Annotated in this window: 19 protein-coding genes and 1 pseudogene; 16 read left to right on the top strand and 4 right to left on the bottom strand. The window is 66.8% G+C overall.

What is annotated here, in order from left to right; translation table 11 throughout:
- Positions 1-20 precede the first annotated feature (20 nt).
- Positions 21-995: a cation diffusion facilitator family transporter gene (locus tag ACVOLJ_RS06370; RefSeq protein WP_481563730.1), complete on the bottom strand. Its 975-nt coding sequence runs from the start codon at positions 993-995 to the stop codon at positions 21-23.
- Positions 996-1,216: 221 nt separating this feature from the next.
- Here ACVOLJ_RS06370 and ACVOLJ_RS06365 point away from each other — a divergent pair, with 221 nt between their 5' ends.
- On the top strand, positions 1,217-2,143 hold the full coding sequence (locus tag ACVOLJ_RS06365; protein WP_475277858.1) for a hypothetical protein: 927 nt from the start codon (positions 1,217-1,219) through the stop codon (positions 2,141-2,143).
- Between the two features lie 46 nt (positions 2,144-2,189).
- Here the strand turns inward: ACVOLJ_RS06365 and ACVOLJ_RS06360 are convergent, their stop codons facing one another.
- Positions 2,190-4,439, bottom strand: coding sequence for a TonB-dependent siderophore receptor (locus ACVOLJ_RS06360; protein WP_481563729.1), 2,250 nt, complete (start codon positions 4,437-4,439; stop codon positions 2,190-2,192).
- A 286-nt stretch (positions 4,440-4,725) separates the two neighbouring features.
- Here ACVOLJ_RS06360 and ACVOLJ_RS06355 point away from each other — a divergent pair, with 286 nt between their 5' ends.
- Entirely contained in the window at positions 4,726-6,144 is a 1,419-nt protein-coding gene (locus ACVOLJ_RS06355; RefSeq protein ID WP_475277856.1) for a GGDEF domain-containing protein, read from the top strand.
- 36 nt (positions 6,145-6,180) lie between these two features.
- Here ACVOLJ_RS06355 and ACVOLJ_RS06350 read toward each other — a convergent pair whose 3' ends face one another.
- A complete protein-coding gene (locus ACVOLJ_RS06350) occupies positions 6,181-7,392 on the bottom strand; it encodes an MFS transporter (RefSeq protein ID WP_475277855.1) in 1,212 nt (403 codons plus the stop codon).
- Positions 7,393-7,471: 79 nt separating this feature from the next.
- Here ACVOLJ_RS06350 and ACVOLJ_RS06345 point away from each other — a divergent pair, with 79 nt between their 5' ends.
- The 6 genes from ACVOLJ_RS06345 (at position 7,472) to ACVOLJ_RS06320 (ending at position 13,676) form a co-directional block, all read left to right on the top strand.
- Positions 7,472-7,903 carry a winged helix-turn-helix transcriptional regulator gene (locus ACVOLJ_RS06345; protein WP_475277854.1) on the top strand — a complete coding sequence of 144 codons (432 nt, stop codon included), beginning with the start codon at positions 7,472-7,474 and terminating at the stop codon, positions 7,901-7,903.
- Positions 7,904-7,996: 93 nt separating this feature from the next.
- Entirely contained in the window at positions 7,997-8,332 is a 336-nt protein-coding gene (locus ACVOLJ_RS06340) for a hypothetical protein (RefSeq protein ID WP_475277853.1), read from the top strand.
- Entirely contained in the window at positions 8,329-9,906 is a 1,578-nt protein-coding gene (locus tag ACVOLJ_RS06335) for a PepSY-associated TM helix domain-containing protein (RefSeq protein WP_475277852.1), read from the top strand. Before ACVOLJ_RS06340 ends, ACVOLJ_RS06335 begins: the two co-directional genes overlap by 4 nt.
- Entirely contained in the window at positions 9,903-10,196 is a 294-nt protein-coding gene (locus tag ACVOLJ_RS06330) for a DUF3325 domain-containing protein (protein WP_475277851.1), read from the top strand. Before ACVOLJ_RS06335 ends, ACVOLJ_RS06330 begins: the two co-directional genes overlap by 4 nt.
- A gap of 91 nt (positions 10,197-10,287) precedes the next feature.
- The gene (locus tag ACVOLJ_RS06325) at positions 10,288-12,426 is read left to right on the top strand and encodes a TonB-dependent siderophore receptor (RefSeq protein WP_481563728.1); all 2,139 of its coding nucleotides are present in this window, start codon (positions 10,288-10,290) and stop codon (positions 12,424-12,426) included.
- A gap of 119 nt (positions 12,427-12,545) precedes the next feature.
- The gene (locus tag ACVOLJ_RS06320; protein WP_481563727.1) at positions 12,546-13,676 is read left to right on the top strand and encodes a metallophosphoesterase; all 1,131 of its coding nucleotides are present in this window, start codon (positions 12,546-12,548) and stop codon (positions 13,674-13,676) included.
- Between the two features lie 19 nt (positions 13,677-13,695).
- On the opposite strand, the pseudogene uraH reads toward ACVOLJ_RS06320, so the two are convergent.
- Positions 13,696-14,027: pseudogene (gene uraH / locus ACVOLJ_RS06315) on the bottom strand (hydroxyisourate hydrolase).
- Between the two features lie 354 nt (positions 14,028-14,381).
- On the opposite strand from uraH, the gene ACVOLJ_RS06310 reads away from it, so the two are divergent.
- The 8 genes from ACVOLJ_RS06310 to ACVOLJ_RS06275 all read left to right on the top strand — a co-directional run bounded on the left by ACVOLJ_RS06310 (position 14,382) and on the right by ACVOLJ_RS06275 (position 21,601).
- The gene (locus tag ACVOLJ_RS06310) at positions 14,382-15,053 is read left to right on the top strand and encodes a response regulator (protein ID WP_475277847.1); all 672 of its coding nucleotides are present in this window, start codon (positions 14,382-14,384) and stop codon (positions 15,051-15,053) included.
- Positions 15,050-16,429, top strand: coding sequence for a sensor histidine kinase (locus ACVOLJ_RS06305; protein ID WP_475277846.1), 1,380 nt, complete (start codon positions 15,050-15,052; stop codon positions 16,427-16,429). The genes ACVOLJ_RS06310 and ACVOLJ_RS06305 overlap by 4 nt, the downstream gene beginning before the upstream one ends.
- Before the next feature lie 79 nt (positions 16,430-16,508).
- Positions 16,509-17,348 carry an alpha/beta hydrolase gene (locus tag ACVOLJ_RS06300; protein WP_481563726.1) on the top strand — a complete coding sequence of 280 codons (840 nt, stop codon included), beginning with the start codon at positions 16,509-16,511 and terminating at the stop codon, positions 17,346-17,348.
- Between the two features lies 1 nt (position 17,349).
- Positions 17,350-17,709: an EamA family transporter gene (locus ACVOLJ_RS06295; protein ID WP_475277844.1), complete on the top strand. Its 360-nt coding sequence runs from the start codon at positions 17,350-17,352 to the stop codon at positions 17,707-17,709.
- A complete protein-coding gene (locus tag ACVOLJ_RS06290; protein ID WP_475277843.1) occupies positions 17,706-18,104 on the top strand; it encodes a DMT family transporter in 399 nt (132 codons plus the stop codon). Before ACVOLJ_RS06295 ends, ACVOLJ_RS06290 begins: the two co-directional genes overlap by 4 nt.
- Before the next feature lie 5 nt (positions 18,105-18,109).
- On the top strand, positions 18,110-19,303 hold the full coding sequence (locus ACVOLJ_RS06285) for a DegT/DnrJ/EryC1/StrS family aminotransferase (protein WP_481563725.1): 1,194 nt from the start codon (positions 18,110-18,112) through the stop codon (positions 19,301-19,303).
- A gap of 162 nt (positions 19,304-19,465) precedes the next feature.
- A complete protein-coding gene (locus ACVOLJ_RS06280; protein ID WP_481563724.1) occupies positions 19,466-20,152 on the top strand; it encodes an MtnX-like HAD-IB family phosphatase in 687 nt (228 codons plus the stop codon).
- A gap of 48 nt (positions 20,153-20,200) precedes the next feature.
- Positions 20,201-21,601 carry an aspartate aminotransferase family protein gene (locus tag ACVOLJ_RS06275; RefSeq protein WP_481563723.1) on the top strand — a complete coding sequence of 467 codons (1,401 nt, stop codon included), beginning with the start codon at positions 20,201-20,203 and terminating at the stop codon, positions 21,599-21,601.
- The last annotated feature ends 10 nt before the right edge of the window (positions 21,602-21,611 follow it).

The raw sequence follows: 21,611 nt of genomic DNA, 5'->3' as shown, positions 1-21,611 counted from the left end.
CACCGGCCGCCACACCTGCTTCAGCGATGCACGTGACCACGATGGCCCTGGGCATCGGTGGCGGCGTGATCGTGCCCGGCATGATCGTCATCCTTCGCCGCTGACGGCTGGCCACAGGCTTCGCCGCAGTGGTCGGCTTCGATCTGCAGGGTCACGTGTTCGATGCCAAAATCATCGTGCAGGCGATCACCGAGTTCGCGACGCAGGTGGTCAGCGTCGTCGCCTTCGCGCATCACGATGTGCGCGGTCAGCGCCGGCGTGCTGGATGCCAGCGCCCAGACGTGCAGGTCATGCACGTCCAGCACCGCGTCGTGATCGGAAAGGCGATCGCGGACCCTGGCCACGTCCATGCCCTTGGGCACGCCTTCCAGCAGCACGTTGATGGCTTCGCGCATCAGCACGTAGGTGCGCGGCAGCACCCACAGGCCGATCAGCACGGCCAGGATCGGGTCGATCGGCTTCCATCCGGTCCATTGGATCAGCAACGCGCCGGCAATCACCGCGACCGAGCCCAGCATGTCGGCCCAGACTTCCAGATAGGCGCCTTTCACGTTCAGGCTCTCGCCACTGCCGGCCTGCAGCAGGCGCATCGAAATCATGTTGATGACCAGACCGACGGCGGCGATCACCAGCATGCCGGTGGACGCGATTTCCTGGGGCTGGCGGAAGCGGCCGATGGCTTCCCACAGGATGTAGCCGGCGACCACGAACAGCATCGCGCCGTTGATCATCGCACCCAGTGCTTCAAGGCGCGCATAACCGTAGGTGCGTCGTGCATCGGGCGGACGCCGGCTGAGGCGTACGGCGACCAGCGCGATCATCAGCGCCAGGGTATCGGTGGCCATGTGCGCAGCGTCGGACAGCAGCGCCAGGCTGTTGGTCCAGAATGCGCCGACCACTTCCACGATGAGGAAGGTGGACGTCAGCCCGAGCGCCCACCACAAGGGTTTCTCGTGGCGGATCTCGGACGGCAGGTGATCGTGGTCGTGACCCATGGCAACAGCTCCTTTGCGATGGGAGGCAGGCTACGCCGAGGGGCGTTGGGAAACTATCACGGTGTTTATAACATTGCAGCATCCGCGACGTGGGTCGCTGCGGCTGCGCCCGTAACGGGCCACACTATGATGACCGCATCCCCTCTGGAAGGGGAACGGGCAGCCGGATCGCCTCGGCGTTGCTGCCCGCAATGGACACTCAAGCACAAGGAATCCGGAACATGTGGACTACCAAGACCCCCTGGGTCGTCGTCGCCGTGGCCTGCGCGCTGGGCATGGCCGCAAGCGCCTCGGCCAAGACCTGCCAGCAGAACTTCCGCTCGGTAGGTGACCCCCGCAATGGCCAGTTCTTCACCTCCGAGGTCACCCTTCCCGGCCTGAAGCCCCGCAGTGCGCTGGGCCAGCTGCGCAAGGCGGCACTTGATGAGGGCAACAATTTCGTCAGCGGTGATGTCATCACCGAGACCGAAGGCCAGATGTACGTGCTTCAGACCGACACGAAGATGCCGCTGGTCAGCATCATCACTGCCTCCAATGGCGGCAACGTGGTGGTCGGCACCAAGCTGTCACGCGGGCAGACCGCCAAGGAAGAGGACGCACGCAGCGCGCTGTGCGGTTGGCTGGACAAACTCAAGACCGGCCCCGAAGGCGAGGCGATCGCCGAAGCCGTGCGTGTCTCCAGCGGCTTCGACAAGCCGATCCAGGCCACCGCGGTCGGCATGTCCACCGAAATGGGCAAGGACTCCAAGCGGCTGCAGCGTGAGATCAATACCGCACCGCTCAAGGCGCTGTTCTCCGGCACCAGCACCCCGCCGGATACCGAAGCGATGTACCAGCCGTTGCTCGTCAAGTATTTCGGCCGTCGTTTCATCATCGATGGCCAGGTCTACACCGCCCAAGCCAACCGCTTCGCCAAGACCTTCGAGGTGGGCTATCTGGTCACCAAGATGAAGGGCATCGGTGGCATCGGCGGACGCCAGTCGAACGACGACAACAACGCCAACTTCACCGTGCACTGTGCGCTGGCCCCGGATCAGATGGCCCTGGGCGCCACCCTGCGCGAGAACGACTGGGTGAAGCTGGAAGGTGTGGTCGACAGGATGGACACCGGTGGTGTCCACCTGCGCGATTGCCGGCAGGTGAAGTAAGCCATCAGGCTGCGCCGGGAACCGCCCCGGCGCAGCGCTCATCGGGTCAGAAACCGAAACGCAGGCTGGCCCAGTACGCGCGGCCCGGCTCGTTGTAGGTCGCTGCACCGGCATCGCTGCTGTTGGCCTCGCGGAACAGGCGCTTGTCGGCCAGGTTGTTCACACCCAGGCCCACGCTGACGGTGTCGGTCACCTTGTAGCGCGCGCTCACGCCCCAGATGTTGTACGCGCCACGGGTCTGCAGCACGGTGGACGCATCGCAGCTGCCGCTGCAGCGCGGATCGTTGTTGATGTTGGCGGTAGCCGGCTCCTGCTTGCCATAGAAGGTGCCGGTCAGCAGCAGCGACAGCTGCTCGGTGGCCTGCCAGTCGAGCATGGTGTTGATGGTGTACTTGGGAATGACCGACAGCGGCTGGCCGGTGGTCTTGTTCTCGTTCTCCACCATGTAGGTGAAGTTGTTGCTCCACTTCAGGCGATCGCCCTGCTCGCCCAGCAGCGGAACCACCAGGTTGCCTTCAAGCCCCTGCACGATCGCCTTCGGCGCGTTTTCCCAACGGAAGATGCGGCCCTTGGTGTCGGCGGTCAGGCCGATCTGTTCATAGCCGGCCTGGATCTTGTCCTTGTAATCGTTGTGGAAGTAGGTCAGCGAGGCCTGCCAGCCGCTCTGCGGCGCCCACTCGATGCCCAGTTCCTTGTTCAGGCTGGTCTCGGCCTTCAGATCGGCATTGCCGCGCATGTAGCAGCCGGCACCCAGGCTCGGCAGCGCGTTCGGGCAGCCATTGCCACGGGTGTAGTACAGATAGTCGGGGTTGGACTGGTACAGGTTCGGCGCCTTGAATGCACGCGCGATGCCACCCTTCACCACCCAGTCGCTGTTGATGCGGAACTGCGCATTGAGGCTGGGGCTGCTGTTGTTGCCGAACTGGCTGTGGTGGTCAAAGCGCAGGCCCGGCGTGACGATCCAGCGCTCGCCCAGGTAGATGTTGTCTTCCACGAACACCGCGGTGGTCTGTGCATCGGCCTTGCCGCGCGCGCGATCGGGCGAAAGGCCCGGCAGGCCGCCACCACTGCTGCTGGACTGGCTCATCGAATACGGATCGGTCAGGCGGCTGTCCAGGTGCTCGAAGCCCAGCGTCCACACGTTCTCGGCGCCACCGATCGTGGCCGGGAAGCTGACCTCGCCATCCAGCTGGTAATTGCGCAGGCGCGAGGTCGACCAGTCGGTGCCGTTGAAGCTGCCTTCCGGGCCACCGGCCAGGCCTTCGTTGATGCGCGAGTTGTTGACGGCCTCCACCGCTGCGGTGACCCGCGAGGTCACATCCCCCCAGCGGCCGCGATGGGTGATCGCCCCGGTAGTGCGGTACATGCGGTTGGTCTCGGCCTGCTCGTCGGCCAGCGCTGCCAGGTCGACACCGGTGGAAGTGCCGGTGGTGCTGACGGCGCGGTCGCCGGCGTAGATGTTGCCCTGCCGGCTGGTGCCGGCCTCGAATTCGACCACCTGGTTTGCGGTCACGTCCCAGCGCAGCAGCGCATTGACGTCGCGGTTCTTGACACCTTCGCGCCCCGCCGGCGGTACGGCGGTCGCGCCGGTGGAGAAGTCACGGTTGAGCTCCAGCGAATCGGCGTCGGTCCTGTTGAGGTTGCCGTACAGGCGGAACGACAGGGTATCGGTCATCGGCCCGCTCAGCTGCAGACCCACCCGTTCGCTGCCACCCTCGGCGCTGTGCTCGGGCACCAGGCCATACAGATCGACGGCGCCGCTGAGATCGCCGGTCGGGCGCTTGGTGATGATGTTGACCACGCCGCCCGAAGCGCCCGAGCCATAGCGCGCGGCGGCCGGACCACGCAGCACTTCGATGCGCTCGATCATTTCCGCCGGCACCCAGTTGGTGTCACCGCGGGTGTTGCGTTCACCGCTGCGGCCCATGCGCACCGCATCACGGGCACCGATGCGTTTGCCATCGACCAGGATCAGGGTGTTTTCCGGCCCCATGCCACGCAGGTCGATCTGCCGGTTGTTGCCGTACTGGCCCGATGCGCTGTTGCCGGTCAGGTTGACGCCGGGCATGGTGCGCAGCAGTTCGGCGATGTCATTGGCCGGCGGCCGCTTGGCGATGTCCTCGGCGGTGATGGTCGAAGTGCCCAGCGCCTGCCGTGCGATCTGCGAAGCGGTGACATGCACCGTGTCGATATCGGTGGCGTCGTTTTCGGCCCGGGCGGTCAATGCACCGGCGCCCAACAGGGCGGCCACGGCAAGCGCCAGCGGGCGCGGCGAAAGAACAACGACTGGGAACATGATCAAACACCTTATGGCAGGGCAACGGGGCCTCTGGCAAAGGGCTTGAGGCAGCGACGAGGGGGAGGCGGAACGCCGCTGCACATACCCGCAGGTCGATCCGTGCGGCCATTCTCCCACCAATGCGATTGATTCTCAAATGCGTCAACGCATTGCAGCAGGGGCCCGCCTGTGCTTTGCGCACCGCCCAAGGCTGCATCGGGCTTAAACTGCACGGCTTACCCGGCATCAACCAACGGCAATCGCGGCCGCTACCGTGGTCTGTTGTGCGCCGCTGGAGATCGACGTGGATACACCCCAACTGGATGAAGCCAGCCAGCCGCTGGCGCAGGCCTGGCAGCATTGCCTGCTGCAGGCCGGCCCCGCCGCGGCGGCGTTGCTGCATGCAGCGGCCGCCGACGCACCACCGATGCTGGCCCAGCGCTTCTATGAGGTACTGCTGCAGGACACGCGTGCACGCCGTTTCCTGTCCCACGAGCAGGTCAAGCAGCGCCTGCAGCCGGCGATGCAACGCTGGCTGACGCAGTTGCTGACCACCGATGTCGCCGGCATTGCCGCCACGGTCGCGGCCCAGCGCGTGATCGGCGATGTGCATGCGCGGGTCGGCATCCCGGTGGACCTGGTGACGCGCGGCGCGCGCGTGCTCAAGCACGAACTTTTCCTGCGCCTTCGCGCAGATGCCAGTGACAGCGACACCGCCTTCGCTGCGATCGATTGCCTCAGTGCGATCATGGACATCGCCATGGAAGGCATGACGCTGGCCTATACCCATGCCCGTGAACGCTCTTCGCGCACCGACGCTGCATACCGGCTGTTCTCGCTGGTGCAGAACGTCAGCACCGAGCGCGAGCGCCAGCGTGCCTTGCTGCTGGATTGGGAGAACAACCTGCTGTACACCCTCGCCGGCCACGCCGCAGGCAGTGACAGCGCCAGCCTGGCAACCTCGGAATTCGGCCTGTGGTTCACCCACAAGGGCATTCCCAGCTTCGGTGAAAGCAGCGAAACGCAGCAGGTGGCCCAGCTGATGGCCCGCATCGACAACGGACTGCAGCGCGCGACCCACGAAGACCCGGCGCAGCGCCTGGTGGCCCTGCCGACGATCCGCGAAGACCTGGCGACCATCCGCAACCTGATGACGCTGCTGTTTGAACGCATCGGCGAGCTGGACGCAGGCAGCGATGCACTGACCAACCTGCTCAACCGCCGCTTCCTGCCGACCGTGCTGCGCCGTGAGATCGAGTTGTCCACGCGCAACCACACGCCGTTCTCGCTGCTGCTGCTGGACCTGGATCATTTCAAGGCGATCAACGACGGCCACGGCCACGATGCCGGCGATCGCGCGTTGCAGCACGTGGCTGCGCTGCTTGGCCAGCAGACCCGTGGCAGCGACTACCTGTTCCGCTACGGTGGCGAAGAGTTCGTGGTAGTGCTGGTAGCAGCCAGCGAGCCGCAGGCAGCGGTGATCGCCGAAAGCCTGCGCCGGCAGATCGCGCAATCACCGGTCAGCCTGCCCAACGGCCGGACGCTGGCGTTGACGGCCAGCATCGGCGTGGCCGGTCATGACGGTCACCCCGATTACGAGCGGCTGATGGCACGCGCCGATGCGGCGATGTACGCGGCCAAGGGGCAAGGACGCAACCGCGTGGTGGTGGCCGATGAAGGGCTGCCCGAAGCGCCCGGACGGCGCGCGCTTTCGGCGCGCTAGGCCGCAGGCAGAAGAGCATTCGACTGACAGTCGACGCTACCTGTCCACGCTGCCCGCGCATCCGGCGGGCGCTGCGGGCACCGCAACGTTCCGCCACGCCATCCACCACAGCAATGCCAGCAACGCGATGCAGGCCCCCAATGCGCACACTGCAGGCCAGCCATGGCGCGCCTGCATCCACGTGCCGGCAGCGGCCCCGGCACCACTGCCCACCGCGTAGAACAGCATGTACAACGCCACCAGGCGACCGTGCTGTTCGGCCGGCGCGCGCAGCAGCAGTGCCTGGTTGGACACGTGCAGTGCCTGTCCGCCCAGATCCAGCACCACCACGCCCAGCAGCAGCAGGGCCAGTGACTGCGGCAGCCCCAGCAGCGGCCACCATGCCAGCAGCATCAGCAGCAACGCGCCCAGGCTGACACGGTGGGCATGGCCGCGATCCATCCAGTGGCCTACCCGCGCGGCAAGCAGCGCACCGACGATGCCGGCCAGGCCCAGCGCACCGATCGCGGCGGTGGACCACTGCATCGGTGGCGCTGACAGCGGCAACGGCGCGGCCGCCCAGAACACATTGAGACCGGCGAACAGCAGCAGCGCCAACGGGCCACGTTCGCGCAGTGCGCGGTCATGCCGCAGCATGCCGGCCATCGAACCCAGCAGCCCGCGCCAGGCAGGCGGCACGGCCGACACCGGTACCGGCGGCAAGCGCCGCCACAGCAACAGCGCCAGCCCCGCCATCAGCAGTGCCGACAGCACGTACACCGCCCGCCAACCGGCCATTGCGGCCACCGCGCCGGAAAACACGCGCGCCGACAACAGGCCGATGAACACCCCGCCCTGCACCGCGCCCACGACACGCCCGCGCTGGTCCGGTGCGGCAAGGTTGGCGGTGTAGGCGATCAATCCCTGGGTAAGCGCGGTACCCAGCAGCCCGGCCAGCAGCATGCCCGACAGCAGCCATGTGCTGCTGCGTGCCGCTGCCAGCCACAGCAGTGCCGCCACCAGCGCGATCAGCTGCAGCCGCAGCAGGCGGCGACGGTCACCCCGGTCTGCCAGCGGCAGCAGCCCGAGCAACGCCAGCACGCTGCCGGCCTGGGTGGCAGCGACCACGGCACCGGCCACCGCCGCATCCAGCGCGAAGTCATGGGCGAGGCGCTCCAGCAGCGGTTGCGCGAAGTAGACGTTGGCCACGCTGGCACCGGCGGCAATGGCCAGCAGCGTCAGCAGGGAGCGCGACAAAAGAGGGGTCATATATGTAGTTGCAAATTGAAACCAGATGCACGGTAGCGCCTGTGGTTTTAAACTGCAACCACATTTCAGGAGAGCTGCCATGCACGCCCAGAGCCCCTGCCCCGTGGCCCGCAGCGTCGAGTTGCTGGGTGACCGCTGGGCATTGCTGGTCATCCGCGACGCCTTCGATGGTGTCAGCCGCTTTGGCGATTTCCAGCGCAGCCTGGGCGTGGCGCGCAACATCCTCAGCGACCGCCTGCGCCGGCTGGTGGAGGCCGGCCTGCTGGCGCAGCAGCCGGCGGCGGATGGCAGTGCCTACCAGGACTACGTGCTGACCGGGGCCGGGCGCGATCTGTTCCCGCTGCTGGTGGCACTGCGGCAATGGGGGGAGCGTCACTGCTTTGCCGCAGGCGAAGCGCACTCGACCCTGGTCGAACGCAGCAGTGGCGAGGCCCTGCCCTACATGCAGCCGCTGGGCAGTGGTGAGCGGCCGCTTGCCGCCGACCAGACCGTGGTGCGCAGGATCGATTGAGGAGCGGCATCCCCCGAACGGGGGACTCGACAGCGCCACCGGTGTCAAATAGCATCGAATCGCAATTGCATACGATTCTTATTGACACCGGCAATGGCCGCACCCACCTCCTCATCTCCCGCCGGCAGCGCGCCGGCCAAACGCGTGGCACGCGGCAGCAACCATGGCCTGCTGTGGGCCCGTGGCCTGTTGGCATTGCTGGGCGGCTACGCCGTGGCTGCCTGCTGGGCGGCCGCGTTGGCGCGGCTGCTGCCCGCCGCCACCGCCGACGCGACCCTGGTGGCCACCATGCTGTCGTTCGTGGTCTACGCGCTGGCCGCGATCTGGGTCTACGCCGCGCGCAGCACCGTGCATGCCGGCCTGGGGCTGCTGCTGGCGGGTGGGCTGGGCGCCGTGCTGGCCTGGCTGCTGCGCGGCGGTGGAGCATGAGCAACCTCGGTGGCTTCCGCCAATCGCAATCGGTACTGCACACCTGGTCCGGCCTGGTGGTCGGCTGGGTGTTGTTCCTGATCTTCATCGCCGGCACCGCCGCTTACTGGAAAGAAGAGCTGACCCGCTGGATGCAGCCGGAAATCGGCCTGCCGGCCAATGCGGAAACGGCGGTCGCGCAGGCCCAGCAGTTCCTCGCCCGCAGCGCACCCGGTGCGCAGCGCTGGAGCATCGAACTGCCTGACAACCGCAGCAGCGCGACCACCGTCAGCTGGCAACCGCAGGGCGAAAAGGAACGGCGGCGCGGCCAGCGCAATCCCAACCAGGCCACCCTGGATGCCGATGGCAACCCGGTGCAGGTACGCCAGACGCGCGGCGGCAACTTCTTCTACCGCTTGCACTTCGACCTGCACTACGTGCCGGTACTGTGGGCACGCTGGTTCGTCAGCGCATGTTCGATGCTGATGCTGGTGGCCATCATCAGCGGCGTGATCACCCACAAGAAGATCTTCAGCGATTTCTTCACCTTCCGCCGCAGCAAGGGCCAACGCACCTGGCTGGATGGCCACAATGCGCTGGCGGTGCTGTCGCTGCCGTTCCACCTGATGATCACCTACACCGGGTTGATCACCCTGATGACGCTGTACATGCCCTGGGCGGTGGATGCGAACTACCCCGGCGGCCGCGACGCCTTCTTTGCAGACCTGCTGCCGCGTGCGGAGAAGGTCCAGCCAAGCGGCATTGCGGCCGTGCCGCCGGCCCTGGCCGATGTGCTGCGCCGCGCTGAAGTGCAATGGGGTGGCGGCCACGCGGCATCGCTGCAGATCGACCAGCCGGGTGATGCGGCAATGCGCATCAGCGTGCGCCGACAGCCGGGCGACCAGATTGCCGGCGCCGCCGATACTCTCGGTTTCGACGCACAGGGCCGGCTTCTGGATGCGGCAGCACCGCGTTCGGCAGCCGTGATCACCCGTGACGGCATGATCGGCCTGCACGCGGCGCGCTTTGCACCGACAACGATGCGCTGGCTGTTCTTCGTATCCGGCATCGCCGGTACCTTGATGGTCGCCACCGGGCTGGTGCTGTGGACGGTGAAGCGGCGTGCGCAGCTGCCCGACCCCGCACGCCCGCACCTGGGCTTCCGCATCGTGGAGCGCCTGAACATCGGCTTCGTGGCCGGCCTGCCGGTGGCGATGCTGGCCTTCCTGTGGGGCAATCGCCTGCTGCCGCTGGATGTGGCCAACCGCAGCGATGCCGAAGTGAAGGTGTTCTTCTATGCATGGGCCGCCTGCATGCTGCACGCGATGCTGCGTGCGCCACGACGCGGATGGGTGGAGCAGCTGGCGCTGGCCGGTGTGCTGGCGCTGGGCCTGCCGCTGTACAACCTGGTGGCATGGAAGGGCGGTGCGATCACCGCGCTGGCCGCAGGCGACGGTGCCAAGGCCGGCATCGATATCGGCCTGCTGCTGATCGGCGCCTGCCTGTTGTGGGCCGCACGCAAGGTCTACCGCTTCGTGCCTGCCCAGCGCAGGCCACGCGCGGCGCGCACCGCCGCCGTCGAGGCCAGCGCATGAGCCTGCTCGCCCTGCTGCTGGCAGCCGCCGCCTTTGCCTGCCTGGCGCTGGCGATGGAACGCCACCACCGTGATGTGGTGGGCCACGCACCGGCCATTGCGCGCCATCGCCTGCTGCGCGTGCTGGGTGTTGCCGGGCTGGGCGCCAGCCTGCTGGCCAGCATCGCAGCCTGGGGCCTGGCCCAGGGTGTTGTTGGCTGGTGCGGCGTGCTCGCCGCAGGCGCCGGGGCAATGGTGCTCTGGCTCAGCTTCCGCACCCCGGTCACGTCTCGCCCGACTTCCCGTTCCTGACCTAGAAGGCCCTCCCATGATGTCCACCCGCACTGGCGCCCTGCGTCGGAATGCCCTTGCTTTGTCCCTCGCTCTTGCTGTGGCCCCGGCCATGGCCCAACAGGCGACCACCGAACCGGCCGCCACTGACCTGGACCGGGTGATGGTCACCCAGCGTACCGAGGGCTACCAGGTCTATGGCACCAACACGGCCACCAAGCTGCCGCTGACCCTGCGCGAAACGCCGCAGTCGCTGACCGTGTTTACCCGGCAGCGCATCGAGGATTTCAACCTCATCACCATTTCCGAGGTGCTGCAGCAGACACCGGGCGTGACCGTGCAGTCGTACGACAGCAACCGCACGCTGTTCAACGCCCGTGGTTTTGCGATCAACAATTTCATGTTCGATGGCATTCCCACCAACTACACCACCGGTGCGGGCGGCAACTCGATCCTCAGCGACACCTCGGTGTATGAGCGCATCGAAATCGTGCGCGGTGCCAGCGGCCTGGTGACCGGCTCGGGCAATCCATCGGCCACGGTCAACATGGTGCGCAAGCGCCCGACCGACCACTTCCAGGCCAGCACCAGCCTCAGCGCCGGTTCGTGGGACTACAAGCGCGCCGAAGTGGATGTGTCCGGCCCGCTCAGCAAGGGCGGCCGCGTGCGTGGTCGCTTCGTCGGTGCCTACACCGACAAGGAAAGCTGGGTGCGCTTCCAGCACGACACATCGCCCAGCCTGTACGGCGTGATCGAGGCCGACCTGACCGACAGCACCCGCCTGCGCGCCGGCATCGACTACCTGAAGACCGGCTCCGATGGCGGTGCCTGGAGCGCCTCGCCGCTGTACTTCCGCGACGGCACGCGCGCGCACATGCCGCGCTCCTACAGTGCCGCAGCGCGCTGGAACGAGTGGAACCGCGAGAGCACCAACTATTTCGCCACCCTGGAACAGCAGTTCGGCGCTGGCTGGAGCGGCCGCCTGGCCTACAACCACCGCGCCACCGATACCGACTCGCTGCTGCTGGCCGGTTCCAACACCGGCAACTGGGCCGATGCGACCACCGGCCTGGGCCTGCGTATCGCCGATACCTACTCGGTGTCGGAAACCCGCGAAGATGCGTTCGACCTGTACGCCTCCGGACCGTTCCAGCTGTTCGGCCGCTCGCATGAGCTGGTGGCGGGCATCAACCACTACGACCGCGACCTGGACACGATCCGCGCCGGCATCACCTCGCGCCCGTACAACGTTGCGGCCTTCCCCAGCATCTTTGGCTGGGATGGCAACATCGGCAAGCCGGGCACCGTCAACTACGGCATTCCGTCCAACACGGTGAACACCACCGAGACCGGCTACTACGGCGCCGTGCGCCTGAACCCGATCGACCCGCTGAAGATCATCGCCGGTGCGCGCTATTCCGATTACCGCACCACCACCGACAATTACGACGTCAACGGTGTGTTCACCAGCCGCAGCGCGCGCACCAGCGCGCACCAGCTGACCCCGTACGTGGGGGTGCTGTACGACCTGAGCGGCAGCATCACCGCCTTCGCCAGCTACTCGGACGTGTTCCAGGCCACCGCGCGCCGCGACATCAACAACCAGCTGCTCGACCCGACCACCGGCGGCAACTACGAATACGGCCTGAAGGGCGACTTCTTTGGGGGTCGCCTGTATGCCTCGCTCAACGGCTTCTACATGAAGCAGGACAACGTGGCCGAGCTGGACCCCAACGGCGGCGATATCAAGCTGCCAGACGGCAGCTCGCCGTACATCGCCAGCCGTGGCATCACCACCCAGGGCGGCGAGTTCGAAGTGTCCGGCTCCATCACCGACCACTGGAGCATGACCGGCGGCTACACCTACAGCTACAGCAGCAACCCCGATGGCAGCCGCTTTGCCAGCACCAGCCCGATGCACCTGGCACGCTTCAACACGACCTACCGCTACGGGAAATGGATGGTGGGCGGTGGCTTCAGCGTGCAGAGCGAGATCTACCAGGTGCAGCCGATTCCCACCGGACGCTTCACTGCCAACGGCACGCCGGTAACGGCCAACGGCAGGATGAGCCAGGGCGGCTATGTGCTGTTCGACCTGATGGGCCGCTACCGCATCAATGACAACCTGAGCGTGGGCGTGACGGTCACCAATCTGTTCGACAAGGTGTATTACCGCAACGTCGGCTTTTTCAACGCGGGTTACTGGGGCGAACCGCGCCGCGTACTGTTCAACCTGCGCGCGACGTTCTGATCCACCTCATCGGGCACAGCATTTCCCGCGGCTGCCGCATGCGTGCGGGGGCTGCAACGGCGTAGCATCAACGGGTGGGCCTGCGGGCCCGCCCTTTCATTGCCTGCCGAGGAACTCCCATGCTGCACCGCGTCCTGCACCGCCCTGCCCTGATGCTGCTGCCGCTGGCGCTGCTGCTTGCCATGCCCTGGGCACAGGCGCGCGAGGTTGCAGCGCCGGCCGAGCATGTCGATGCAGACGGGCCCTACGTGTTCCGCGAGGGCGACCGGCTGCAGGCCCGATGGATCTGCAATGACACCGTGCACACGCGCACGTTGGCCGCCCGCGCTGCGGGCACCCGCATCAGCGCACGCTGCGGCTACAGGCACAGCGTGCGCGTCCTTCCCGAGGCAGCGGCTTCGGCCTCGGTGTTGCCGGCGGTACCGCGCATCGTCGCGCTGTCCGACATCCACGGCCAGTACGATCTGCTGGTGCGCCTGCTGCGTGCGAACAAGGTGATCGATGCGCAGGATCGCTGGGCACTGGGCAGCGACACCCTGGTCATCGCCGGTGATGTGTTCGACCGCGGCCCGCAGGTAACCGAAGCGTTCTGGCTGCTCTACGGCCTGCAGCAGCAGGCGGCCGCGGCCGGTGGCGCGGTGCACTTCGTGCTCGGCAACCACGAAACCATGGTGCTGTATGACGACCTGCGCTACGTCAACCCGAAATACCTGCGCAGCGCGCAGCTGCTGGGCCGCACCTATCCGCAGCTGTACGCCGCCGATTCGGTGATCGGCCAATGGCTGCGCACGCGTCCGGTGCTGCTGCAGATCGGCGACACCCTGTTCCTGCATGGTGGCGTTGCGCCCGAGGCGCTGCAGATGGCCCTGCACCCGGCACAGACCAATACCCGCTACCAGGCCTCGCTGGGAACGGCCAAGGCCGAAGTGAAAGCCGACCCGGCCACCGCGCCGCTGTATGACGGCAAGACCAGCCCGATCTGGTACCGCGGTTATTTCGACGGGCGCCTGGATACCGCTGGGGTGCAGGCCGTACTCGACCGCCTTCAGCTCAAGCGCATCGTTGTCGGGCACACCTCCATGCCGCACGTCAGTCGTTTCCACGGTGACCGCGTGATCGCCATCGACAGCAGCATCAAGAACGGCGAGAACGGCGAACTGCTGTTCATCGAGAACGGCATGCTCAGCCGCGGCCTGCTGGATGGATCGCGGGTGCCGCTGGCCGAGGGCGAACCCGGCCTGCAGGACTGACTGCAGACCGGGGCACAACTCAGCTGCCGCGGTAGGTCGAATAACCGTACGTACTGAGCAGCACCGGGATATGGTAATGCGGCACGCTGCCATCGACCCGGACGACGACCTGGACCACCGGGTAGAACACCGCCGCGCCCTTGCTGGCATACCACTCACCGGTGTTGAAGGGACCCGGTAGTCGGCATGCTCCAGCGCGGCGTCGGCGGGGTACAGCGCTTCGATACGACCATCGGCATCGGTGCTCCCGCCTGCGATGCGGGTCCAGGCCTCACCCTGCTTCCGTTCCAGCGTGACCTGCATGCCGGCCGAAGGCAGCCCGGTCTCCAGGTTCAGTACATGCACGCTCATGGCGCTGCGGGACGGCCTGGCCGGGGCGTCGAGCACGGCGGGAGCGGCCGAGGCAGCCATCGGCAGCGCCGCGATCAGCAGCGCCATCAGGGTGTTTCGAAAGGCGGACATGGGGGAACTCACAATACTCGGGAAAAGTGATCGTCCCGCCTGCCGGTCGCCGCAGCCATAGGACTGCCCCCAATCGCAGCGCTGCCCGTGCCGCCGGCCAGGCCGACCGGGCATGAACGAACGGCCAGCGGCGGCACACTGCGACGATGGGCCTGCACCACCTGCCGGTGCTTTGCCGCTACCCTCGGCATCCGAGAGGCCCCTGTCCACGCGGAGGCCCGACCGTTACCAGGAGCCCCGCGCATGCGCGTACTCATCGCCGAAGATGACCCGGACATCGCCTCCGGCCTGTGCGCATCGTTGCGCCGGCAGGGTCACGTGGTCGACCACGTGGACAACGGCGCCCATGCCGACGCCGCGCTGAATTCGACCCAGTACGCGCTGCTGGTGCTGGACCTGGGCCTGCCACAGCTCGATGGCCGCGACGTGCTGCAACGCCTGCGCCAGCGCGGCGATGGCCTGGCAGTACTGGTGGTGACCGCGCGCGACGGCCTGGCCGAGCGCGTGCGTGTGCTGGATCTTGGCGCCGACGACTATCTGGTAAAGCCCTTCGCACTGGACGAATTCGAAGCGCGTGTGCGTGCGCAGCTGCGCCGGGTCACCAGCAACGGCAACCCGGACCTGCGCATCGGGCGCCTGCGCCTGGATCTGGCCGGCCACCGGGTGTGGATCGACGAGCAGACCCTGGAACTGACCGCTCGCGAGTTCGGCCTGCTGTCGGCGCTGGCGGTACGCGCCGAGCGCATCGTCTCCCGCGCGCAGCTGGTGGAAGCCCTGTGCGACTGGGGCCAGGACCTGACCGACAACGGCCTGGACATCGCCCTGCACCGCCTGCGCCGCAAGCTGCAGCCGGGCGGCATGGGCATCCGCACCGTACGCGGGCTGGGTTACATGCTGGAAGATGCCGGCACGTGATCAGTGGACCGCCCAGCCTGCGCAGGCGCCTGCTCGCCTTCCTGGCGCTGCCGATGCTGGGCCTGCTGACCTTCAATACGCTGCTGGCGTACTACGTGGCGCTGGATTATTCCAACCGCATCCACGACCGCAACCTGACCGACGACACCGTGTCGTTCGCACAGATGCTGGGCACCATGCCGGTCAGCAGCGATCTGTCCCCGCAGGCGCGTTTCCTCATCGAGTATGACCCCGATGGGCATCGCTACTTCAACGTGGACAGCAGTCGCCTGGGCACCATCGCCGGCAATGCCGATTTCAGTGCCTATGCGCCTTCGCAGGATTGCAGTGGACTGCATCCGGCACTGTACGAGGGTGAACTGAACGGCCAGCAGGTGCGCATGGCCACGGTCTGCACGCAGGCGATGAACGACCCGCAGGACCAGCTGGCGGTGACCGTGGCCGAGAGCATGGCCGACCGGCGCCAACGCGCGCGCGAGATCCTGATGATCGTCATTCCACTGATGGCCATGCTGGCGCTGGGAATGGCCGCGCTGGTCTGGTTCGGCGTGACCCATGGCCTGCGCATCCTGACCCCGCTGACCTCGCGCCTGGCCCAGCGCCGTGGTGCGCTGGCGCCGATTTCCGATGCCGACGTGCCCGAGGAGATCCAGCCGTTGATCAGCACCATCGATGGTCTGTTCGCACGGCAGGCGGAAATGATCACCCTGCAGAACCGCTTCATTGCCGACGCCGCCCACCAGCTGCGTTCGCCGCTGGCAGGGATGGCCCTGCACGTGGACCAGGCGCTGGCGCATGGTGATCCGGAGACGGTGCGTGAAGCGCTGCAGCACATCCGCCGGCTGAACCAGCGCACGGCACGCGTCAGCACCCAGCTGCTGGCGCTGAGCCGTGCGCAGACGGTGCCGGAAACGGTCGAAGCCCTGGACGTATCGGAACTGGTGCCACAGTGGGTAGGCATGCGCGTGCCCGAAGCGATCCGCGATGGCATCGACCTGGGCTACCTGGGCCCGCAGCAGCCCCTGCGGATTCTGGGCAACGGTGCCTTGCTGCACGAAGCGCTGGACAACCTGATCGACAATGCCCTGCGCTATGCCGGGGCCGATGCAACGGTCACGGTGGGCGTGCAGGCGCTGGATGACAACGACATCGAGCTGTTCGTGGAAGACAACGGACCGGGCGTGCCCGAAGACGTGATGTCGCGCCTGGGCGAGCGCTTCTTCCGCGCCCCCGGCACGGCCGCCAGCGGCACCGGCCTGGGCCTGGCCATCGCCCACGAGGCGGTCGAGCACCTGGGCGGCCGCCTGGGTTACCTCAACCGGCCCGGCGGTGGCCTGAAGGTGACCATCACCATACCGTTGCTGAAGGGCCCTTGATCCGGACCGGTGGTTGAAAGGTTGCCGAAAATCGCGCTTGCGATGCTGACCTTCCCGACCGCCGCGCTGGAGCCCACTGGTGCCTGCATCCCATGAATTCTTCCTTCCCGGTGGCCCGCAGGGCGTCCTGCTGATTCACGGCCTGACCGGCACGCCGGCCGAGATGCGCATGCTGGGCAAGGGCCTGAACGCCGCCGGTTTCACCGTGCACGGCGTGCAGCTGCCCGGCCACTGCGGCAGCGTCGAGGACCTGCTGCAGACCCGCTGGGAACAGTGGTACCAGGGTGTGGAGGATGCGGCAGCCACCCTGCGCGGCAAGGTCGACCAGCTGTTTGTCGGCGGCCTGTCGATGGGGGCGGTACTGGCCCTCGCGCTGGCCGCACGCCGCCCCGACTGGGTGGCAGGGGTTGGCGTGTACGGCGCCACCTTCCGCTATGACGGCTGGAACATTCCGGCGGTCGCACGCTTCTCGTTCCTGTTGCCGTGGTTCAAGCGCCTGGGCATCGGCCGCGATCGCATGTTCATGGAAGAACCTCCCTATGGCCTGCGTGACGAACGCCTGCGCGCGCAGGTCAGTGCGGCGATGCTGTCCGGTGACAGCGCCGCCGCCGGCCTGCCGGGCAACCCATGGCACGCACTGGCGGAAATGCGCGCGCTCAGCACCTGGACACGGCGCCACCTGCACCAGGTCAGCGCCCCCTGTCTGGTGATGCATGCACGCGAAGACGACGTGGCCAGCATGGGCAACGCCGAACTGGTGATGTCACGCGTGAGCGGCCCCACCGAACTGGTGGTCCTGGAGGACAGCTACCACATGATCACCATCGACCGCGAACGACGCGAGGTGATCCGCCGCAGCGCGCGCTTTTTCAGCAACATCAGCCAACAACGCGCGGACGTGCTGCAGGCGGTGGCCTGAAATGGGGGCACTTGCCACCCTGCTGTGGCTGGTCAACGTGGTGCTCGATACCGGCGGCCAGCTGGCCTTCAAGGCGGCCGCCAGCGACCCCAACGCGGGCGAGGGCCTGCAGCGCTGGAAACATATGTCCAGGCGGCCGTGGCTGTGGCTGGGCATCGCCTGCTACGTGCTCGAATTCGTCGCCTGGATCGCCTTCCTGTCGCTGGTGCCGTTGTCCAAGGGCGTACTGCTCGGCTCGATCAACATCGTTGCACTGATGATCGCCGGCCGCCTGCTGTTCCGCGAGCGCCTCACGCCGCTGCGGGTGACCGGCATGCTGCTGGTCAGTGCCGGCGTGGCCGTGGTTGGAGCAGGCACATGAAGCGGCTGTACCTGATCGGCTTCCCGCTGCTGATGGCCTTCGACACCCTGGCCCAGCTCTGCTTCAAGTTCGCCGGTGATGCCGCGCTGCCGGTCGAGGCCAGTACCGCGTGGGTGCTGCGCGTGCTGTCGCAGCCCTGGGTGTACGGCGCCATGCTCGGTTATGTCGGCGCGTTCTTCACCTGGATGAGCCTGCTGCGCCACGCGCCGATCGGCCCGGCGTTCGCTGCCTCGCACCTGGAAGTCATCAGCGTGCTGCTGCTGTCAGCGTGGCTGCTGCACGAGCCGTTGACGCTGCATCACCTCATCGGTGCGGTGCTGATCGTGGCCGGCATCGTCTGTCTCGGCCGTGCCGAGGCGGATGATCCACACGCCACGGTTGAAGCAACCGGGTGATACCGATGCCGCGCGAGCTGCCCCCCACCGCTGGCCTGCCGCTGCGGGCCGGCGATTTCCTGCCCGGTGGCGGTGACCTGTGCGCGATTCTGGCCGAGCAGCTGGGTACGCCGCCACTGCAGCTGACCTGCTCGGGCACCCATGCGCTGATGATCGCCCTGCGTACCCTGCGCCGGCGTGCGCCGCAGCGCGACACGGTGATCCTGCCGGCCTATACCTGTCCGCTGGTGCCGATTGCCGTGCACAGCCTCGGCATGCGCGTGCAACTGTGTGATACCCGCCGCGACCATTTCGATTTCGACCCGGCAGCGCTGCGCGACGCCGCTGATGCGCGCACCCTGGCGATCGTGCCCACGCACCTGGGCGGGCGCATCGCCGATGTCGATCGCGCCTGCGCGATCGCGCACCGCGTCGGCGCCTGGGTGATCGAGGATGCAGCGCAGGCATTGGGTGCGCGCGTCGCCGGCAACAGCGTCGGCCTGCGCGGCGACATCGGGTTCTTCAGCCTGGCCGCCGGCAAGGGCCTGAGCCTGCATGAAGGCGGCCTGCTGCTGACCCGTGACGAAGAACTGCGCGCGGCGATGATCGCGCATGCCGAAGCACACACGCCCTTCAGCCTGCGCTGGGAGCTGGCCCGCTGCATCCAGCTGTTGGGCCTTGCGGCCTGCTATCGCCCTTCGCTGCTGCCGCTGGCCTATGGCAACCCGCTGCGCCGCGCACTGCAGCGTGGCGACCCCGAACAGGCGGTAGGTGACGTGTTCCCGTTGCAGGTTCCCCAGCATCGCGTCAGCCGCTGGCGGCAGAACGTGGGCGCGCACGCCGCACAGCGCCTGCCGGCCTTCCTGCAGGCGGCGCGGCTGCGTGCACTGCAGCTGCGTGTACAGCTGGAACCGCTGCCTGCGGTGGAGGTGGTGGACGGCATGCCCGGCACCAGCGGCACCTGGCCGATGCTGATGCTGCTGCTGCCCAGCGAACATGCACGTGATGCAGCACTGTCGTCGCTGTGGCAGCGCGGCCTGGGTGTCAGTCGCATGTTCATTCGTGCCCTGCCCGACTACGCCTACCTGCGCGGGGTGGTGCCGGAAGCAGACGTGCCCAATGCCCGCGACTTCGCCGCCCGCACCCTGACCGTGGGCAACAGCCCCTGGCTGACCCACGAAGACACGCGCGAGATCGTGAAGGTACTGGCTGGCCAGTAGTGACCGAAGCCCGGCAGCGCCTGCCCCGCGGCCGCTGGCTGAACACTTCCCGAGCGTCTCCGCCCGGGCTTTCAGGCGGAAAGGAACGAGAAAGAACGCCTGCCTACATTGGCCCCGTCGCCGGCCTTGTGCCATCGCCTCTTTCCATCGAAGGACCTGCCCATGCAATGGAGCATCCTGTGTGACTTCGACGGCACCATCAGCCTCGAAGACGTCATCGATTCACTGCTTGAGAAATTCGGCCAGCCCGGTTGGCAGGAACTGGAGGAGCAGTGGCGTTCGGGCCAGATCGGCTCGCGCGAATGCATGCAGGGGCAGGTCCGCCTGCTGAAGCTGGATCCGGCCACGCTCGATGCACACCTCGACCAGGTCGGGATCGATCCGGGTTTCGCCGGTTTCGTCAGGCGCGCGCAATCACTGGGACTGCCACTGCGCATCGTCAGCGACGGCCTGGACCATGCGATCCACCGCATCCTCGCCAACCATGGCCTGCCGCCGCTGCCGGTGGTGGCCAACCACCTGCGCTGGCGTGATGGCCACTGGCAACTGGAGTCGCCGTTCCAGGCCGAAGGCTGCCGCAGCGGCACCTGCAAATGCACCTGCGCGGCGCAGGCGCGCGCCGACCATGCCCCACGCGTGCTGATGATCGGCGATGGCGCTTCGGATTTCTGTGTGTCCGAACGCGCAGATTTCGTGTTTGCCAAGCGTCGTTTGATCACCCATTGCACGCATGCCGGCATCCCGCATGCGGCCATCGACACCTTCCACGATGCCACCGCGCTGCTGCCGCGCCTGCTCGACGGCAGCCTGCTCCAGCCCTCACTCCCGCGGTTGCTCGCTACCGCCTGATCGCTCCGCCCGTTGCTTCCTTCCAATGCCCTGCCCGGAACCGAACCGATGAATATTTTTGACAAGAACGCCGATGCCGCCATCACCGATGCGCAGCTGCTGGCAGACGAAGCCCGCTACAGTTCCTACGGCGACACCGTGCACTACGTCGATCCGCCGAAGATCTTCCAGCGCTGCGAAGGCAGCTACATGTTCGATGCCGCCGGCACTCCGTATCTGGATCTGCAGATGTGGTACTCGGCGTGCAACTTCGGCTACGCCAACCAGCGCCTGAACAATGCGCTGAAGGACCAGATCGATACCCTGCCACAGGTCGCCAGCCAGTACCTGCACCCTACGCGCGTGCAGCTGGCCAAGACGATTGCCGTCGACATGCACGAAAAATTCGGCCTCGATGGCCGCGTGCATTTCAACGTGGGTGGCGCGCAGGCGGTGGAAGATTCGCTGAAGATCGTCCGCAACGCGCGCAACGGCAAGAGCCTGATGTTCGCCTTTGAAGGGGGTTACCACGGTCGCACCCTGGGCGCGTCGTCGATCACCTCCAGCTACCGCTACCGCCGCCGCTACGGCCACTTCGGCGAACGCGCGATGTTCATCCCGTTCCCGTATCCGTTCCGCCGCCCCAAGGGCATGACCCCGGACGAATACTCCGACCACTGCGTGCACCAGTTCGAGCGCCTGTTCGAAAGCGAGTACAACGGCGTGTGGGATCCCAAGGTCGGCCAGGCCGAGTACGCCGCGTTCTATGTCGAGCCGATCCAGGGCACCGGTGGCTATGTCATCCCGCCGCGCAACTTCTTCAAGGGCCTCAAGCGCGTGCTGGACAAGTACGGCATCCTGATGGTGGTCGATGAGATCCAGATGGGCTTCTGGCGTACCGGCAAGCTGTGGGCGATCGAGCATTTCGATGTCACCCCCGACGTGCTGGTGTTCGGCAAGGCGCTGACCAACGGCCTGAATCCGCTTTCGGGCCTGTGGGCGCGCGAAGAGCTGATCAACCCGACCGTATTCCCGCCGGGCTCGACCCACTCCACGTTCAATTCCAACCCGCTCGGCACCCGCCTGGGCCTGGAAGTGCTGAAGCTGGGCAAGGAAATGGATTACGAGCGTACCGTGCCGGAAAAGGGCGCCTACTTCCTCGATGGATTGCGTGGCCTGCAGAAGCGCCATCCGGAAATCGGTGATGTGGATGGCCTGGGCCTGGCACTGCGTGCGGAAATCTGCGCCGCCGACGGCTTCACCCCCAACCGTGAGCTGCTCGATCGCATGGTCGACATCGGCCTGGCCGGCGACCTGCTGCACGACGGCAAGCGCATGGGCCTGGTGCTGGATGTGGGCGGTTGGTACAAGAACGTGATCACCTTTGCGCCGTCGCTGGACATCACCTACGCCGAGATCGATCTGGCAATCACCCTGCTGGACCAGCTGTTGAACAAGGCCAAGGGCTGAGTTCGCATGC

This window comes from Stenotrophomonas sp. STEN046, from assembly GCF_056759755.1.
The sequence above is the reverse complement of the archived record's forward strand: the minus strand, read 5'-3'. Positions and strand labels throughout refer to the sequence as shown.

Coding starts and splice junctions, on each gene's coding strand:
- ACVOLJ_RS06280 (WP_481563724.1), top strand. CDS start 19,466: ATGCAATGGAGCATCCTGTGTGACTTCGACGGCACCATCAGCCTCGAA.
- ACVOLJ_RS06350 (WP_475277855.1), bottom strand. CDS start 7,392: ATGACCCCTCTTTTGTCGCGCTCCCTGCTGACGCTGCTGGCCATTGCC.
- ACVOLJ_RS06335 (WP_475277852.1), top strand. CDS start 8,329: ATGAGCAACCTCGGTGGCTTCCGCCAATCGCAATCGGTACTGCACACC.
- ACVOLJ_RS06325 (WP_481563728.1), top strand. CDS start 10,288: ATGGCCCAACAGGCGACCACCGAACCGGCCGCCACTGACCTGGACCGG.
- ACVOLJ_RS06285 (WP_481563725.1), top strand. CDS start 18,110: ATGCCGCGCGAGCTGCCCCCCACCGCTGGCCTGCCGCTGCGGGCCGGC.
- ACVOLJ_RS06370 (WP_481563730.1), bottom strand. CDS start 995: ATGGGTCACGACCACGATCACCTGCCGTCCGAGATCCGCCACGAGAAA.
- ACVOLJ_RS06365 (WP_475277858.1), top strand. CDS start 1,217: ATGTGGACTACCAAGACCCCCTGGGTCGTCGTCGCCGTGGCCTGCGCG.
- ACVOLJ_RS06345 (WP_475277854.1), top strand. CDS start 7,472: ATGCACGCCCAGAGCCCCTGCCCCGTGGCCCGCAGCGTCGAGTTGCTG.
- ACVOLJ_RS06320 (WP_481563727.1), top strand. CDS start 12,546: ATGCTGCACCGCGTCCTGCACCGCCCTGCCCTGATGCTGCTGCCGCTG.
- ACVOLJ_RS06295 (WP_475277844.1), top strand. CDS start 17,350: ATGGGGGCACTTGCCACCCTGCTGTGGCTGGTCAACGTGGTGCTCGAT.
- ACVOLJ_RS06310 (WP_475277847.1), top strand. CDS start 14,382: ATGCGCGTACTCATCGCCGAAGATGACCCGGACATCGCCTCCGGCCTG.
- ACVOLJ_RS06275 (WP_481563723.1), top strand. CDS start 20,201: ATGAATATTTTTGACAAGAACGCCGATGCCGCCATCACCGATGCGCAG.
- ACVOLJ_RS06360 (WP_481563729.1), bottom strand. CDS start 4,439: ATGTTCCCAGTCGTTGTTCTTTCGCCGCGCCCGCTGGCGCTTGCCGTG.
- ACVOLJ_RS06330 (WP_475277851.1), top strand. CDS start 9,903: ATGAGCCTGCTCGCCCTGCTGCTGGCAGCCGCCGCCTTTGCCTGCCTG.
- ACVOLJ_RS06290 (WP_475277843.1), top strand. CDS start 17,706: ATGAAGCGGCTGTACCTGATCGGCTTCCCGCTGCTGATGGCCTTCGAC.
- ACVOLJ_RS06340 (WP_475277853.1), top strand. CDS start 7,997: ATGGCCGCACCCACCTCCTCATCTCCCGCCGGCAGCGCGCCGGCCAAA.